We start from the raw sequence: 16,205 nt of genomic DNA, 5'->3' as shown, positions 1-16,205 counted from the left end.
TGATGGATGTGAGATGACTAAAACCTATCCCACTCAGGCTTGAAGCTGCCTTTGCGCTTACGATCGCGGCGCAACTTCAACGAGCAGGGGAAATATCTGGAGTGTATTTATGCGTTGGCAAGGGCGTCGGGAAAGTGACAATGTTGAGGATCGTCGCGGGCAGTCTTCAGGTTTGGGCGGCGGTGGCGGCGGTTTCCGCGTGCCGGTGGGTGGCAAGGGCGGCATCGTCATTCTGGTGGTGGTGCTGGTGGCCGGTTATTACGGCATCGATCTGTCGCCGCTGTTGAATGGCGGTAACGTCGCACCGCAGGGTCAACAACAGAGCGCCAACATCAGTCCGAAAGACGATGAGCTGGCCAAATTCACTTCGGTGGTGCTGGCCTCGACCGAAGATAACTGGAAAGAGATTTTCCAGCGTATGGGCAAAACCTACCAACCGCCGAAGCTGGTGATGTATCGCGGCGTAACGCGCACCAGCTGCGGCACCGGTCAGGCGGCGATGGGGCCGTTCTACTGCCCGGGCGACAGAACGGTGTATATCGATCTGTCTTTCTATCAGGACATGAAGACCAAGCTGGGCGCCGGCGGTGATTTCGCTCAGGCCTATGTGGTGGCGCACGAAGTCGGCCACCACGTGCAGAACCTGCTGGGCATCGAGCCGAAGGTGCGCCAGATGCAGCAAGGCGCCAGCCAGGCGGAAGTGAACCGCCTGTCGGTGAAAATGGAGCTGCAGGCGGACTGCTTCGCCGGCGTGTGGGGTAAATACGCCGAGAAGCAGCAGATGTTGGAAGAGGGCGACCTGCAGGCGGCGCTGAATGCCGCGCAGGCGATTGGCGACGATCGGTTGCAGCAGCAGAGCCAGGGCCGCGTTGTGCCGGACAGCTTCACCCACGGCACTTCGCAGCAGCGCTACACCTGGTTTAAACAGGGCTTCGACAGCGGCGATCCCAATACCTGCAACACCTTTGCATCCCGTTAACGCCTCAAGTGCCGGAGCCTGACTCCGGCATTTTTTTCGGATTGAGATACAGCCTTATGCTACAGGCAGCGCAACAACTCATGCGGCGGCAGGGCATCCGGCGCCTGCTGGTGCTCAGCGGTGAACCCGAGTGGTGCCGCGAACAGGCGCAGCGGCTGGCGGCGGCGCTGCCGGGCGACTGGCCGTGGGTGGGGGAAAACCCGCCGCCCGGCCTGACGGCTTTGCCGAGCCGCGCGGTGCGCCAATTGCTGGGGCAGGAGCGGCTGCACGCGGTGTTCGATGCCGGTCACTCGCTGGACGTGGAGGCGTTGGCGGCGCTGTGCGGCGCATTGCGCGCCGGCAGCTGGCTGCTGCTGTTGACGCCGCCCTGGCGGCAATGGCCTCAGTTGCCGGACGGCGACAGCCTGCGCTGGAGTGATTGTCCGCAGCCGATCACCACGCCGCATTTCATTCATCATCTGCAGCATCATTTGGCCGACGACAGCGAAGTGACTGTCTGGCGGCAGGATGAGCCCCTGACGTTGGCCGCGCTGCCGGCGCGTGAGGGGTGGCAGCCGCCGGATGGCGGGCCGACCGAGGAACAACAGGCGATCTTGACGGCGTTGTTGCAGGCCGAGTCCGGCGTGTGGGTGCTGACCGCCGCCCGCGGCCGCGGCAAATCGACGCTGGCCGGCATGCTGATGGCGCAGTCGCCGCTGACCTGCTGGATCACCGGGCCGAGCCGCGCCGCCACAGAGGTGGCCGGGGAATGGGCGCAGGGGCGCGCACAGTTTTGGGCGCCCGATGCCTTGCTGGCGCAGTGCCGGGAGGGGGACGTCAGTGACGTGGGCTGGCTGCTGGTGGATGAAGCGGCGGCGATCCCCGCGCCGCTGTTGCAACAGCTGATCGGCTATTTCCCGCGCGTGTTGCTGACCACCACGGTGCAGGGCTATGAAGGCACCGGCCGCGGTTTTCTGCTGAAGTTTTGCGCCGGGCTGCCGTCCTATCAGGCGTTGAGTCTGCAACAGCCGATGCGCTGGGCGCAGGGCGATGCGTTGGAACGGGTCACGGACAATGCGCTGTTGTTCAACGAGCTGCCCGCCTGGCCGGTGGATGGTCAGGCGATCGATTACAGCCAGGCGGAGCAGCGTGAACTGTGCGCCGATCCGCAGCGGCTGGCGCGTTTCTATGCTCTGCTGAGCAGCGCGCATTACCGCACCTCGCCGCTGGACTTACGCCGGCTGATGGACGCGCCCGGCATGCATTTCGGGCTGGCGCAGGCCGGACAGGAGGTGGTCGGCGCCGTGTGGCTGGCGGAAGAAGGCGGGTTGAGCGCCGAGTTGGCGCACGACGTGTGGGCCGGCCGCCGCCGGCCGCGCGGCAACCTGGTGGCGCAGTCGCTGGCGGCGCATGGCGGCCAGTGGTGGGCGCCGACGCTGCGGTCACGGCGCATTACCCGCATCGCGACGCTGCCGACGTTGCGGCGGCGGGGTATCGCGCGTCAGCTGGTCGAGCGGCAACGCCGCCAGGCGCAGGGGCTGGATTTCCTGTCGGTCAGCTTCGGCTATACCGAGCCGCTGTGGCGCTTTTGGCAATCCTGCGGTTTCGAGCTGGTGCGCATCGGCAGCAAGCCGGAGGCCAGCAGCGGCTGTTATACCGCGATGGCTATCTTGCCCCTGAGCGAGCAAGGGGAGGCGCTGCGGCACGCGGCGCACAAGCACCTGGCGCGCGACTGGCCCTGGCTGCGGCAGCGTATCGAGCTTACGCTGGCGATCCCGGGCGATGACGGCGACACGTCGCTCGGCGAAGAGGACTGGCGCGAACTGGCCGGGTTCGCTTTCGCCCATCGGCCACTGGAGGCCAGCCTGGGGGCATTGCAGCGTTTGCTGTTGGCCAGCAGTCTGCCGCTGCCGGCGCTGCGCGGCCATCTGCAACGGCGGCAATCCCCGGCGGCCTGCGTGGAGCAGGCGGGCGTAAGCGGCCAAAAAGCCTTGCTGCGCCACTGGCGGCACGAAACGGCGCAGGCGCTGGAACAGTTGAATGCGCAACACTGCCGCTACTGGCGCGACTGGGCGCAGTCGTTGCAATAAATTGAATAACTCGCTCAATAAAACCCGATTTTCCCGATTTCTCAACGGCGTATAGTCACTGTCAGCGGTGCGGCGGCGACTGTCGCCGCACCAGGTTTGGTTACTATTAAGGAGTCATCGATGAAACATGAGCATTTCGTTGTCCAAAGCCCGGCGACCCCGGCGGCTCAGCTGATCTTGCTGTTTCACGGTGTCGGCGACAACCCGGTGGCGATGGGGGAGAGCGGCAGTTACTTCGCCAAAGACTTTCCTCAGGCACAGGTGGTGAGCATTGGTGGCCCCGAAGCGTTTGGCAACGGCGCCGGGCGCCAGTGGTTTTCGGTACAGGACGTGACCGAAGAGAACCGCGCGGCCCGCATCTCAGACGTGATGCCGCAGTTTGTGGCCGTGGTGCGTCATTGGCAGCAGCTGAGCGGCGTGGGCTATGCCGGCACTGCTCTGGTGGGGTTCTCGCAGGGGGCGATCATGGCGCTTGAGGCGTTAAAAGCGGAAACCCGGCTGGCCGGGCGTGTGGTGGCGTTCAGCGGGCGTTTCGCCGAGCTGCCTGAGCAGGCTTTCGGCGACAGCGTGGTGCATTTGATCCACGGTGAAGAGGACGCGGTGATCGCGGTGCAACATGCTCATGCAGCGGCAGAAGCGTTACGGGCCAGCGGCGTGGATTTCACGCTCGACGTGGAAGAGAACGTCGGGCATGCGATCAACCAGGGCATGATGAACGCCGCGCTGGAAAGGCTGCATTATTACGTGCCGCAGCGCTACTGGGACGAGGCATTGTCCGGCAAGCGCGGCGAGCTGATCGCCTTTCGCTAAAAACTCAGGGCGCCGATGAGCGCCCTGATGTCATTTCTTTTTCGGCCAGTCGTCTTCGTCATCCCACTGGGCGTTGTTGTCGCGGTGCGGCGGTATCTCCGGCTTGTTGGCCAGATAGCTTTTCACGTCGACGCGGCGCAGTTCCTTGATGCCGCTGACGACCATCCCCACCAGAACCAGCAGAATAATCCACCAGTAATCAGCTAACCATTGCATAGCTACTCCTTTCCTTCACTGCGTATAAAACGCGAAAAAATCGAGGGCAGATGGCGTTCGAGCCATTCGAAACCGGCGACCTCCTTGTCTTGCCAGGCCGCCAGCAACAGCGCCGGGGTCAGCAAATGTTCAGCCTCTTGCGCCAGCGGCCGGTAGCTCAGATGCCACGGCTCCACCGCCACGCCGCCGCTGTCTTCGGTAAAGGGGCGATAGAAACCGAACTCGGCCATATGCGCCGTCAGCCACTGGTTGAGCGGCGCAAAGTAACCGCCTTCTTCATATTCCCACGGCTCCAGCTGCAGCTTTTGCCCTTCCGGCAACAGCGACGGATCGTACACGTCCAAATCGCTGCCCCAGTGATGGCGGCTGGCGCCAGGCAGGGCTGACCAGCGCAGGATCGCCTCACAGCGCTCGGCGGCGGACAGCGGCGCGACGTCGATCGGTTGACTGTCCTTATCTAATACTGGCCGCTGGCCGCAGAATTTGCCATTCCAAATCGCCAACTGGCGGTCGAAGTCGCGGAAGGTGCTGGCGGGCTGGAGATCGAATCCGGCTTCACGCGCGGCCTGCTGCATCGCCAGGAAGGCATTGACCGCCTGCGGCTGCAGCCGATGGTTGCCGCTCAGCGGCGCCAGGTGTTCGGTCGAACGGCCGGTGAGCATTTCTGCGGTGATCATGCGACCAATTGCTCCATGATGCGTTGATACATGCGGCTCAGCAGCTGCAGATCCGCGGCGTTGACACATTCGTTGACCTTGTGGATGGTGGCGTTGACCGGCCCCAGTTCCACCACCTGCGCGCCCATCTGCGCGATGAAGCGGCCGTCGGAGGTGCCGCCGGTGGTCAGCAGCTGCGGCGTCAATTCAGAATAGTGCTCGACGGCGTTGACCACCGCATCCACCAGCGCGCCGCGCGAGGTGAGGAACGGTTGACCGGACAGCCGCCATTCGATGCTGTAATTCAACTGGTGGCGTTCCAGCAGCTCTTCCACGCGCTGCTTGATCATCGCGTCGGTGAGTTCGGTGCTGAACCGGAAGTTGAACTGCACGTAGAGATCGCCCGGGATCACGTTGTTGCTGCCGGTGCCGGCCTGCACGTTGGCGATCTGCATGCTGGTCGGTGGGAAGAACTCGTTGCCGCGATCCCATTCGATCGCCACCAGTTCATTCAGCGCCGGCATGGCGCGGTGCACCGGGTTGTCCGCCAGATGCGGATAGGCGACGTGCCCCTGTACGCCGTGGATATGCAGGTTGGCGGTGATGGAGCCGCGACGGCCGTTTTTCACCACGTCGCCGACGCGTTCGGTGCTGGACGGCTCGCCGACCAGGCAGTAATCCAGCCGCTCGTTGCGCGCCATCAGCGCTTCGACCACTTTAACCGTGCCGTGGGTGGCGCTGGCTTCTTCATCCGAAGTGATCAGAAATGCCAGGCGGCCCCGGTGATTCGGGTTGGCGGCGACAAAGCGTTCCGCGGCCACCACCATCGCGGCCAACGAGCCTTTCATGTCCGCCGCGCCGCGGCCATACAGCATGCCGTCGCGGATTGCCGGTTCAAACGGCGGGTTGTCCCAGCGTTTTTCATCGCCGGTCGGCACTACGTCGGTGTGCCCGGCAAACGCCAGAGTTTGCCCTTCGCCGCGCCAGGCCCAGAAGTTTTGGGTGTCTTCGAAGTTCATGGCTTCAACGGTGAAGCCGATCGCCTGCAGGCGTTCGATCATCAGTTGCTGGCAGCCTTCGTCATTCGGGCTGAGGGAAGGGCGTTTGATCAACTGCTGGGCCAGTTCGATAACCGGGCAAGTCATACGGCAACCTCGGCGATAAATTGTTGGTAAGCGTCGGCGTTGAAACCGAGCAGAGCGTGGCCGTTGCCGTCGTCCAGCAGCGGACGTTTAATGATTGCCGGCTGCGCCAGCATCAGCGTGATGGCGGCGTCGGCGTTATCACAGGCGTTGCGCTGCGCTTCATCCAGCTTGCGCCAGGTGGTGCCGCGGGTATTGAGCAGCGGCTCCCAACCCAGTTGCGCGACGAAACCGCGCAGTTGCTGTTCGGTCAGGCCGTCGGCGCGGTAGTCGTGAAAATGATAGGCTATGCCTTGATCTTCCAGCCAGCGGCGGGCTTTTTTGATGGTGTCGCAGTTTTTGATGCCGTACATCGTCAGCGTTGTCTGTTGCGGTTTATTTGCCATGGCGTAAAGCTACCTGTCTCGTCGAGTCGATACTGAGCGGCGGGCGCGGTCTTAGGCCTTCTCGCCGCCCGGCGATAGCAGAGATAATGCCAGTAAAGCGGCGGCGAGATCCAGACAACGATGCGCGCGAGAGACGATTGGGCGCCAGGGAGAGAGGTTGGCAAATTGATGAAACGGCTATCTTCGCCGGCGGAGCTGTTAAAAGACGCCGGCGAACGCGTTCTGCCGCCAATGCGGCGCGGGGGAGAGAGAACTACTCTTTATTGATTCTTATGTTTAAACGCTCGGTCAAACACCGTACGCGGGTAATATGCAACAGCGGTTTTATCCTGCTGGCGCCGAGTTTTTTCATGATTCGTGATTTGTAATGATTGGCGGTTTTATTTCTGATATTCATGGCATTGCTGATGTCGGCCAGCGATTTTCCCGTCGACCACTCCGAGAGAAAATGCGATTCGCGCTGAGAGAGTTGCGGCGGCTCGGTATAGTGACTGTAACGCTTATATAAGTCGCTGATCAGGTGGCTGAAGCGGCTCAATGATATAAGGTTTGATAATATAATGGTCTTATTGTCGACAATCACCATCTCATGCAGGCAGTCGGTAATAATGACTATTTTGTAGGTATTGGGGTTGGCATATTCATCGCGGTAACGCGCTTCAAAGTTGGCGATGGTGACATCGATAAAGCAGACCCTTCTGCGGCTAAAGCCGGCTGGTGCGTGTTTTTCCGCCCAGGTTTGGTTAATGAGTTGCCGGATGCCGACGGAGGTATAAGCGCAGTCGCTGAAAATATCAATTTCCATTTTATTATGATCCTTTTTTATTCCTAGTGTCGGTGGATATCTTAAAGTATAAAAATAAAAACAATTGAAATAATTCAATGTTGAATTTTTTTTCGTGATAATTCTTAAAATTCGCCCATGCGGTTTTTAATTTTTTGCGGTCAATTATTTTGTTGATATATAAGGGGTATTTTAAAAAAATTAAATATCTTATAGGTTAAGACGAGGTTTTTGAATAGAGTTCATCTATTGATGGGAGGTAATTAAAAGGAATTAACATAGATTATCCCTATCGTAAATTAATCATCGATCGTTTTTTTCGATCTTTATTTCGATTTTTTTTGTGTGAAAAGTCTAACTGCCAAGAAATATCTCATTAAACAGCCTAGGAAATATCTCATCAAAAATCCCAAGAATAGTCTTATTCATAAAGGTATGCATGAATAATAGACGAAACAAGAAAGTTAGGGGATAAGGCATAGCTTGATGCTTTGCGAAATCCTCTGATTGGTTTCGACATAAATTATGACTTTATGAAAAATTATTTTTCGAAGAACGATCAACGTATGTAACCACCGTTTTGCAATCGCTGCAGCGCAGCGCCGTCCGCATACACCATGCCGGTGGTCAAATCGTGAAAGCCGTACTTTTTATAGAAGGCGAGCTTTTCCGGCACGGAATAGATGAAAATCTTGCCGAGCGGCGCCAGATCTTGCATCACCCGATCCATCAACCTGCGCCCCAGCCCTTGTCCCTGAAAGCGCGGATCGATCGCCACGTCCGCCAGGTAGGCGACCGATGTCAGATCGCTGATGGCATGTGCAGTGGCGATCAACTCGTCGCCGATAAACCCCCAATAGCAAAACTGGCTGTGTTGATAAACGCGCCGCAAGGTGTGCGGATCGCGCTTGCCCAGCCCGGCGGCCTCCAGCAATTCACACAGCCGCTGCCAGTCGATGGCGCGGCGGCTCGGGTCGGTGATAATTTCCATCGTTTTCCTCTAACCGATAAGACTGAGATCGGCGGCATAGTGCCGAATGGCGCGTTGATAACCGCGGATGTCGGGGTCTGACGAGGTTTCCGCCAGCAGCAGCAACAGATCGGTCACGGCCCGTTTATTTTCACCCAGGTTGTACAGCGCCATGGCGCGAAACAGCATCAGCTCGTTGGCCTGCGGGAACTCGGCCAGGCCGTCGTCGAAAGCCCGTAGCGACGCCGAATATTCTCCCAGGGCGCGGTAGGTGCTGCCGAGACCCAGCCAGGCCTCGCGGCGCTGGGCGGGCGGCAAATCGCGAGCCAACGCCGCGAGGTAGCAGGGAATGGCCTGTTGCTCCAGGCCCTGTACGTCATACAGGCAGGCCAGCTGAAAGTGCAGCATCGCCGCTTCCGGCTCCGCCGCCAGTTGCCTTAGCGCCAGCGCGGTCGCCTCCTGATAGCGGCCCTGCGTTTTCAACTGCGAGAGAGACAAAGAGCTGGACATGATCGACACTCCATTGGCGTATTTTTATACCTTTTACACGCTATCGTGGAGAAATTGATATCACAAGGGAATAGCTGCACTGAACATTGATCAGATAAATACGAAAATGTGCGCTAAGCCCGGTTTCCGAGCCCGGCATCGTTCCCGTTTCCCTTCACATGGTCAAAAAACAGGCGTAGAATCCGCTTCGTCAAATAATTGAGGTTGTAAAGCATTATGGTTGATCGTGAATTAGGAAACTGGAAAGACTTCATTGATGAGATGTTGGGCAACTGACACAGCGTTGAAGCAGATGGCAAGGTTGAGTCATTGGAAAGTCACTGAAACACCTTGGGAACGAGATTTTCGTTCGAAATAAAGCAGCATCGGTAACCTGACGCTGCTTTTTTTATATCTCGCGGATCAGTCCCCGGTGGCCGGCGTATTGCCTGCCGGATGCGCTTTACCCGGGAAACGGCGGCGAACCAGCACAAAGAACAATGGCACGAAGAAAATCGCCAACAGGGTGGCGGAAATCATGCCGCCCATTACCCCGGTGCCGACCGCATGCTGGCTGCCGGAACCGGCGCCGCTGCTGGTAGCCATCGGCAGCACGCCGAAGATGAACGCCAGCGAGGTCATCAGGATCGGCCGCAGGCGCATGCGTGACGCGTCGAGCGTCGCCGACATCAGATCCTGCCCTTTATGGTTCAGCTCATTGGCGAACTCGACGATCAGAATGGCGTTTTTCGCCGACAGCCCAATGATGGTCAACAGGCCAACCTGGAAATAGACGTCGTTCTCCAGGCCTCGCAGCCAGGTGGCGGCGACTGCGCCGATCACCCCCAGCGGCACCACCAGCATCACCGAGAACGGTATCGACCAACTCTCGTACAGCGCCGCCAGGCACAGGAACACCACCAGCAGCGAGATGGCGTACAGCGCCGGCGCCTGCGAGCCGGACAACCGTTCCTGATAGGACATCGCCGTCCATTCCAGCCCGAAACCGGTCGGCAGTTGGCTGACCAGTTTTTCCATTTCCGCCATGGCGGTGCCGGTGCTGACGCCGTTGGCCGCCTCGCCGACGATCTCCAGCGCCGAACTGCCGTTATAGCGCTCCAGCCGTGGCGAACCGTACTCCCAGTGCGAGCTGGCGAAGGCCGAGAACGGCACCATGCCGCCCGCGCTGTTGCGCACATACCATTTGTTGATGTCATCCGGCAGCATGCGGAACGGCGCCGCGGCCTGCACGTAGACTTTTTTCACTCGGCCGCGGTCGACGAAGTCGTTGACGTAGGTCGAGCCCCAGGCGGTGGAGAGGGTATTGTTGATGTCGTCGATCGATACGCCCAGCGCCTGAGCCTTGCGCTGATCGATATCGATTTGCAGCTGCGGGCTGTCGTCCAGGCCGTTGTGGCGCACGCGCGACAGCAGCGGGTTTTGCGCCGCCAGCTGCAGCAGCTGATCGCGCGCCGCCATCAGTTTGGCGTGGCCGAGCCCGGCGTGGTCTTCCAACTCCATGTCGAAGCCGGAGGAGTTGCCGAGACCGGTGATCGCCGGCGGGCTGCTGGCGATCACCCGGGCTTCGTTAATCTTGTTGAATGCCAGCGTGGCGCGATCGATGATGTCGAACGAGCTGTTGGCGCCCGAGGTGCGCAGATCCCAGTCTTTCAGCCGCACGAACAGGCGCGCTACGTTTTGGCCGTTGCCGCCGGGCCCGGAGCCGATGATGGCGAACACCGACAAAACGTCCTGTTTCTCTTCGGTGAGGAAGTAGCGCTCGACCTTTTCCACCACTTTGGAGGTCTGCTGCAGGGTCGAGCCCGCCGGCAACTGCACCTGCACGGTGAAGATGCCGCGGTCTTCCTGCGGCAGGAACGAGGTCGGCAGCTTGATGAACAGCAGCGCCATGCCGCCGAGCAACAGCAGATAAATCACCATGTAGCGGCCGCTGGCGTGCAGAATGCGCCCCACGCCGCGCTCATAGCGATCGGCATTGCGGTTGAACATGCGGTTGAACCAGCCGAAGAAGCCGCGCTTGCCGTGATGGTGCCCTTTGGCGATCGGTTTAAGCAGCGTCGCGCACAGGGCCGGGGTCAGGATCATCGCCACCAGCACCGACAGCACCATGGCGGAGACGATGGTGATGGAGAACTGGCGATAGATGGCGCCGGTGGTGCCGCCGAAGAACGCCATCGGCACGAACACCGCCGACAGCACCAGGGCGATGCCGACCAGCGCGCTCTGGATCTGCCCCATGGATTTGCGCGTGGCCTCTCGCGGCGGCAAGCCTTCCTCGCTCATCACGCGCTCGACGTTCTCCACCACCACGATGGCGTCGTCCACTAGCAGGCCGATCGCCAGCACCATGGCGAACATGGTGAGGGTATTGATGCTGAAGCCGCAGGCGGAGAGGATGGCGAAGGTGCCCATCAGCACCACCGGCACGGCGATGGTGGGGATCAGCGTGGCACGGAAGTTCTGCAGGAACAGATACATCACCAGGAACACCAGCAGGATGGCCTCCAGCAGCGTTTTCACCACGTCCTTGATCGACGCTTTGACAAACGGGGTGGTTTCATAGGCCACTTTGGCCTCCAGCCCGTGCGGGAAGTATTGCGACAGCTCGGCGATCTTGTCCTTCACCAACTGGTCGGTCTGCAGTTCGTTGGCGCCGGAGGCCAGCTTGATGTTCATGCCGGCGGCCTGCATGCCGTTGTAGCGGCTGAGGTAGTTGTAGTTCTCGCCGCCCAGTTCGACGGTGGCGACGTTGCCCAGCGTCACCAGCGAGCCGTCCTGATTGACCCGCAGGGTGATCTGGCGGAACTGTTCCGGCGTCTGGAGCTGCGACTGGGCGTTGATGGTGGCGTTCAGCGCCTGTTTATCGACCGACGGCGTGCCGCCCAACTGGCCGACCGCCACCTGGGCGTTCTGCGACTGAATGGCCTTGACCACGTCCTGGGTCGTGAGCTGATAGCTGTTGAGCTTGTTGGGATCGAGCCAGATGCGCATGGCGTATTGTGAGCCATACACGTCCATGCTGCCGACGCCGTTGATGCGGCTGAGCGGATCCTGCAGGTTGGAGACGATGTAATCGGCGATGTCCTGCTTGTCCATACTGTTGTCGGTGGAGACGAACGCCACCATCATCAGCGTGGTGTCGCCGGATTTCGAGACCGTGACCCCTTGATTCTGCACCGCCTGCGGTAAACGTTTGATCGCTGCCTGCAGCTGGTTTTGCACCTGCTGCATCGCCTCGTTGGGATCGGTGCCGGCTTCGAACGTCAGCGTGACGGTCGCCTGGCCGGTATTGGTGCTCTGCGACGACATATACATCATGTTGTCGAGGCCGGTCATATTTTGCTCAATGATTTGGGTAACGGTGTTTTCCAGCGTTTGCGCCGAGGCGCCTGGGTAAGTTGCGCTGATGCGCACGTTCGGCGGCGCCAAATTCGGGTATTGTTCTACCGGTAAAGAAAAAATCGCCAATGCCCCGGTCAGGCAAAGAATAATTGCCAGCACCCAGGCGAAAATCGGGCGATCAATAAAAAAATTGGCCATGCAGCGCGAACCTCGTTATGACTTGTTCTATCTTTAAAACGCATCGGAAATATGCATTTCAGCGGCAGGGAAGGATTCCGGCGCTATTGCACTTTACTCGGGATAGTCGAGGAAAGCGTGGAGAAAAAAAGGAGATAGTGTAAATAACGGTAGCGGGAAACGGCGTGGGTGCCCCGGTGTCGATAATTGTACGCTATTAAGACATTTTTATTACTATCAAAGGCCTTGCGCATTTCTTCGCCGCAGGGAGCCGAAAAATAAAAACTGGATCCACCTTACAGCAGGAGCTTGGCATGGGAATTAACCCGGTATTTGCCCGTCGGCTTTATTTATGCTGGCTGATCAGCCACAGTGAGCGGCCCAATGTGCCGCGGTTGATGGCGCTGACCGGCTGGCCGCGCCGCACGTTGCAGGATGTGCTGAAGGCGCTGCCCGGCATGGGCGTCGAGCTGCAGTTCGTGCAGCAGGGCGTGCGCAACAACGACGGTTTTTATCAGTTGGAAAGCTGGGGGCCGTTCAACAAGAGTTGGGTGCATCAGCACCATCAGGCGCTGCTCAGCGCCATCGAGTAAGCGGCCCCGGCGTATTGGCCGGGGCGGGGCGATCAGTGGCTTTTGTACTCCAGGTACATCACCGTCGCCGCCACGCGAGAACGCACGTCCAGCTTGCGCAGTATGTTGCGGATGTGCACCTTCACGGTTTCTTCAGAGATATGCAATTGCGCCGCCACCTGTTTGTTGGACAGGCCGCGCGCCACCTCTTGCAAGACGTCCAGTTCGCGTTCGGTCAAGGCGGTGAAGGGATCGCGCTGCTCGCTGCGCGCCAGCAAATAGTCGGCCATGGCGTCGCTGATCACGTTTTGCCCCTCGGCGGCGGCGCTGATGTGTTCCAGCAGCTGCTCCGGTTCACTGTCTTTCAGCAGATAGCCGTCGGCGCCGGCGTCGATCAGCGCATACAGATCGCTGCGCGCGTCGGAGACCGTCAGCACGATGATGCGTGCGTCCACGCCTTCGTCGCGCAGAGCCCGCAGCGTATCCAGCCCGGACATGCCCTTCATGTTCAGATCCAACAAGATCACATCCGGCACGTGCTGCAGCGCCAGCGCAACCGCCTCGCTGCCGTTGCCGGTCTCTGCCACCACGCCAAATCGCGCATCCAGTCCCAGCAGTTGTTTGATGCCGCGCCGCATCAACGGATGATCGTCAACGATCATGACTCGGTATTGCTTCATCACCATGAAATATGCTCCCTGTAGCAAGTAAAGCCACTCAAACGCGCCCGGAGGCGTGCTTCACAGTGGGACTGTCTCTTCAAAAATAGCGGCATTCTGCACCGCAAACCTCTCCGGGCGGCCTTCTGCCCGGCGGCAACCGTAACGCAGAGTGAACAGCCGCAAGGTCAGGGCGAGAATGTCAGGCAGACCGCCGTGCCGCCGCGGCTTCTGCGCCGGATGCGCAGCGTTCCTCCCAGTCGCGCCGCGCGTTCGCTCATGATGGTCAAGCCGTAATGCCCTTCCGGTTCTTCCAGACTGGCGATGCCGCAACCGTCGTCGGTAATGCTGAATACGTTGTCGCCTGCGGCGTTGACCTCGCAACACACCGCGATCTCGCTCGCTCCTGCGTGCTTGACGGCATTGAGCACCGCCTCGCGCACGATCTGCAGCGCGTGCACCTGCTGCTGGGCGTTGAGCGCCTGCGAGGGCAGCCGACAGTGTAACTGAATCCGGGCGGTGGTTAGCGCCTTTAATGGCTGCAGCAGTTGCTCCAGCGCGGCATTCAGATCCGCCTCCTGAATGTTGAGGCGGAAGGTGGCCAGTAATTCTCTCAGTTGGCGATAGGCATCGGCCAGCGTGCGATCGAAATCGTCGACAATCGTTTGCGCCGCCGGATCGTCGGCGGCGCGCCGGAGCAGCGTCAGCTGGATGCGCAGGAACGACAGCGTCTGCGCCAGCGAATCGTGCAGCTCGCGGGCGATGGTCCCACGTTCTTCCATCAACAGCAGATATTGGTGCTGCTTTTGCGCCCGGTTGAAGTAGACGCCGCGCCCCAGCATGTTGGCCAGGCTCTGCATCAGGTGAGGATGCGGCGGCTGCGCTTCGGGCTGCCATCGCAATTCACCCAGCAGTTTATCGCCTTGGGTGATCGGCAGCGCGCTCCAGGTTTGCGCCGGCGCCGGCTCTCCTTCGTTCAGTTGCCACTGGCCGTGATCGTCCGCCACGTTCAACCGGATGCAGCGCAGTCGTTCGCTTTGGCGCACGATGCGCAGCACATTCTCGAATGCCTGCTGATCGATCTGGCGCACGCTCAGCGCCTGTGAACAGCGATACAGCACCTCCAGCGTTTCGTTGGCCTGCTGCAGGCGCCGGGTTTTTTCCTGCACTTTCAGCTCCAGCGACTGATAGAGCCGGGCCAGCTCGTCAGACATGGCGCTGAAGGTTTGCGACAGCACGCCGAGCTCGTTCGGCAGCGCCACGTCCAGCTGCGGGTGGCGAAAGTCGCGCTGTTGCACGCGCTGGCTGGCGTCGACCAGATGCTGCAGCGGCATGACCACCTGGCGGCGCATAAAGCGAATGCAAAACAGCACCAGACCGATGATGGCGGCGTAGCCCAGCACGCTGACGGCGGCCACCAGGGTGAGTTTCAACTCGGAATAACGCTGCAGAGCGGAAACAAAATGATCGACGCGGTTGACGTAGCCGGCGACCTCCGCCCGGTAGGCGGCCGCTTGCCCGTCACGGATCTGCCGCTCCATCGCTTGCCACGTTCGTTGCAGCGCCAGATAGTGGTTGCGCACCTCGGCCGGGACGTAAAAGCGCGCCAGCTTTTGCAGCGCCGGCGCCTGCAAAGATTGTCGGTACTGCTGCAGGTGCAGCTCCAGCTCCGGGCTCTGTCGATCGAGATCAAAGGCCAGGCGGTAGCTTTGCATGCGCAGCGAACCGGCAATGTTGATCGCCTCGGCATCGCTCTGGCTGCCGGCGACGGTCGTCAACGCCAACCCGGTGGCGAGCACCGACAGTATCACGATGCCGAACAGCGCCCTGGCCAGGCTGCCGGTCACGGAACGTTTAACAAGCAATCACGGAATCCTTTTCTCTCAGGTGAGGGCTGCGCCAGTTTCATTCGAAAGCAAAACTATAACTTTTGCAACTAAATTGCACCGCGATTTGTATCAAGTTGTCAACAAAACGGGAACAATTGTCGTCGTGTAATCAAATGAATAGCGAAATGCCCGCCGATGTTCAGCTGCAGCTCGGTTTCCACTGAGGATTTGTCTTTGCGGATGCGATTCGTCTGTCAGATTATGCGTCTGCCCACGATGTATTTTTAATCCTGGTTTGCCCGGAGAGGCGTTGTGATTTTTGTTGCAAATCGTCTGCTGCGGCGCAGCGTAATCGCGGTATGATTTTCACGTTGCAACTCAAGGAAAAAGGGTCATGTCGTCGAAAATTGAGAATGTGAAGAAAGAGCTGTTGTCGGACAACTGGTATGTGCTGCACAAGTACACGTTCGATCTGAAACGCAAAAACGGCGGTTCGGTGCAACAGATGCGCGAGGTTTACGATCGCGGCAACGGCGCCACCATTTTGCTGTACAACCGCGCCAAGGGCACGGTGGTGCTGACCAACCAGTTTCGCATGCCGACCTATGTCAACGGCAACGAAAGCGGCATGCTGCTCGAGGCCTGCGCCGGCCTGCTGGACGCCGATTCGCCGGAGCAGTGCGCGCGCCGCGAAGCGGTGGAAGAGACAGGTTTTCAGGTGGGCGAGATCAAGAAAATCTTCGAAGCCTACATGTCGCCGGGCGGCGTGACCGAGATCGTGCACTTCTTTATCGCCGAATACCATGACGATGAGCGGCGCGCGGCCGGCGGCGGCATTGAAGATGAAGATATCGAAGTGATCGAACTGCCGTTCAGCGAAGCGGTGGCGATGATCGCCGATGGCCGCATTAAAGACGGCAAGACCATCATGCTGCTGCAGTATTTGCAGATTCATCGGGTGATGGAATAAAAAAAGCCGGTCATGATGACCGGCTTTTTTATCGGCTGGCGCCAGGCCGCTTACTTCAGCAGCGCCTGCGCCTTCGCCACCACGTTGTCCACGGTGAAGCCGAACTCGGCGAACAGCTGCTCCGCCGGCGCCGA

At 59.7% G+C, this 16,205-nt stretch carries 16 protein-coding genes and 1 pseudogene; 6 read left to right on the top strand and 11 right to left on the bottom strand.

The window, feature by feature from the left end; translation table 11 throughout:
- Window positions 1–109: 109 nt before the first annotated feature.
- The 3 genes from ypfJ to ypfH all read left to right on the top strand — a co-directional run bounded on the left by ypfJ (window position 110) and on the right by ypfH (window position 3,858).
- Window positions 110–979 carry a KPN_02809 family neutral zinc metallopeptidase gene (ypfJ, locus tag ACJ8OK_RS15580; protein ID WP_033632407.1) on the top strand — a complete coding sequence of 290 codons (870 nt, stop codon included), beginning with the start codon at window positions 110–112 and terminating at the stop codon, window positions 977–979.
- A gap of 56 nt (window positions 980–1,035) precedes the next feature.
- Complete coding sequence (locus ACJ8OK_RS15575) at window positions 1,036–3,048, top strand: tRNA(Met) cytidine acetyltransferase TmcA (protein ID WP_085058804.1); 2,013 nt, start codon at window positions 1,036–1,038, stop codon at window positions 3,046–3,048.
- 120 nt (window positions 3,049–3,168) lie between these two features.
- Window positions 3,169–3,858, top strand: a complete 690-nt coding sequence (gene ypfH, locus ACJ8OK_RS15570) for an esterase (protein WP_442530670.1) — start codon at window positions 3,169–3,171, stop codon at window positions 3,856–3,858.
- A gap of 30 nt (window positions 3,859–3,888) precedes the next feature.
- Here the strand turns inward: ypfH and ACJ8OK_RS15565 are convergent, their stop codons facing one another.
- The 7 genes from ACJ8OK_RS15565 to ACJ8OK_RS15535 all read right to left on the bottom strand — a co-directional run bounded on the left by ACJ8OK_RS15565 (window position 3,889) and on the right by ACJ8OK_RS15535 (window position 8,522).
- Window positions 3,889–4,074 carry a YpfN family protein gene (locus ACJ8OK_RS15565; protein WP_004941720.1) on the bottom strand — a complete coding sequence of 62 codons (186 nt, stop codon included), beginning with the start codon at window positions 4,072–4,074 and terminating at the stop codon, window positions 3,889–3,891.
- A gap of 2 nt (window positions 4,075–4,076) precedes the next feature.
- Entirely contained in the window at window positions 4,077–4,751 is a 675-nt protein-coding gene (locus tag ACJ8OK_RS15560; RefSeq protein WP_442530669.1) for a M15 family metallopeptidase, read from the bottom strand.
- Window positions 4,748–5,875 (bottom strand): succinyl-diaminopimelate desuccinylase, encoded by a 1,128-nt coding sequence (gene dapE, locus ACJ8OK_RS15555; RefSeq protein ID WP_082997719.1) that lies wholly within the window; start codon window positions 5,873–5,875, stop codon window positions 4,748–4,750. The genes ACJ8OK_RS15560 and dapE overlap by 4 nt, the downstream gene beginning before the upstream one ends.
- Complete coding sequence (locus tag ACJ8OK_RS15550) at window positions 5,872–6,258, bottom strand: ArsC family reductase (protein WP_442530668.1); 387 nt, start codon at window positions 6,256–6,258, stop codon at window positions 5,872–5,874. Before ACJ8OK_RS15550 ends, dapE begins: the two co-directional genes overlap by 4 nt.
- Window positions 6,259–6,511: 253 nt before the next feature.
- Entirely contained in the window at window positions 6,512–7,063 is a 552-nt protein-coding gene (locus ACJ8OK_RS15545) for a LuxR C-terminal-related transcriptional regulator (protein ID WP_442530667.1), read from the bottom strand.
- Window positions 7,064–7,601: 538 nt separating this feature from the next.
- Window positions 7,602–8,033 (bottom strand): GNAT family N-acetyltransferase, encoded by a 432-nt coding sequence (locus ACJ8OK_RS15540; protein ID WP_033632412.1) that lies wholly within the window; start codon window positions 8,031–8,033, stop codon window positions 7,602–7,604.
- Window positions 8,034–8,042: 9 nt separating this feature from the next.
- Window positions 8,043–8,522, bottom strand: a complete 480-nt coding sequence (locus ACJ8OK_RS15535; protein ID WP_306403635.1) for a tetratricopeptide repeat protein — start codon at window positions 8,520–8,522, stop codon at window positions 8,043–8,045.
- Window positions 8,523–8,738: 216 nt separating this feature from the next.
- Between ACJ8OK_RS15535 and ypfM the strand changes: the two genes are divergently transcribed.
- Window positions 8,739–8,798: a protein YpfM gene (gene ypfM / locus ACJ8OK_RS15530; RefSeq protein ID WP_100396732.1), complete on the top strand. Its 60-nt coding sequence runs from the start codon at window positions 8,739–8,741 to the stop codon at window positions 8,796–8,798.
- 126 nt (window positions 8,799–8,924) lie between these two features.
- On the opposite strand, the gene acrD is transcribed toward ypfM, so the two are convergent.
- Window positions 8,925–12,062, bottom strand: a complete 3,138-nt coding sequence (gene acrD, locus ACJ8OK_RS15525) for a multidrug efflux RND transporter permease AcrD (protein ID WP_004941747.1) — start codon at window positions 12,060–12,062, stop codon at window positions 8,925–8,927.
- A gap of 293 nt (window positions 12,063–12,355) precedes the next feature.
- Between acrD and ACJ8OK_RS15520 the strand changes: the two genes are divergently transcribed.
- Complete coding sequence (locus ACJ8OK_RS15520) at window positions 12,356–12,634, top strand: winged helix-turn-helix domain-containing protein (protein ID WP_004941750.1); 279 nt, start codon at window positions 12,356–12,358, stop codon at window positions 12,632–12,634.
- A gap of 32 nt (window positions 12,635–12,666) precedes the next feature.
- Here the strand turns inward: ACJ8OK_RS15520 and ACJ8OK_RS15515 are convergent, their stop codons facing one another.
- Both ACJ8OK_RS15515 and narQ read right to left on the bottom strand, forming a co-directional pair.
- Window positions 12,667–13,299 (bottom strand): response regulator, encoded by a 633-nt coding sequence (locus ACJ8OK_RS15515; RefSeq protein WP_442530666.1) that lies wholly within the window; start codon window positions 13,297–13,299, stop codon window positions 12,667–12,669.
- A gap of 161 nt (window positions 13,300–13,460) precedes the next feature.
- The gene (gene narQ, locus ACJ8OK_RS15510; RefSeq protein WP_442530665.1) at window positions 13,461–15,137 is read right to left on the bottom strand and encodes a nitrate/nitrite two-component system sensor histidine kinase NarQ; all 1,677 of its coding nucleotides are present in this window, start codon (window positions 15,135–15,137) and stop codon (window positions 13,461–13,463) included.
- A 358-nt stretch (window positions 15,138–15,495) separates the two neighbouring features.
- Here narQ and nudK point away from each other — a divergent pair, with 358 nt between their 5' ends.
- A complete protein-coding gene (gene nudK, locus ACJ8OK_RS15505; protein ID WP_060560031.1) occupies window positions 15,496–16,071 on the top strand; it encodes a GDP-mannose pyrophosphatase NudK in 576 nt (191 codons plus the stop codon).
- Window positions 16,072–16,121: 50 nt separating this feature from the next.
- Here the strand turns inward: nudK and ACJ8OK_RS15500 are convergent.
- Window positions 16,122–16,205: pseudogene (locus ACJ8OK_RS15500) on the bottom strand (transketolase-like TK C-terminal-containing protein); the annotation flags it as partial.

The organism is Serratia sp. CY71090, assembly GCF_052166845.1.
In the GTDB taxonomy this organism is placed as follows: domain Bacteria; phylum Pseudomonadota; class Gammaproteobacteria; order Enterobacterales; family Enterobacteriaceae; genus Serratia; species Serratia nematodiphila.
This window is presented reverse-complemented; position numbering and strand designations above follow the sequence as displayed.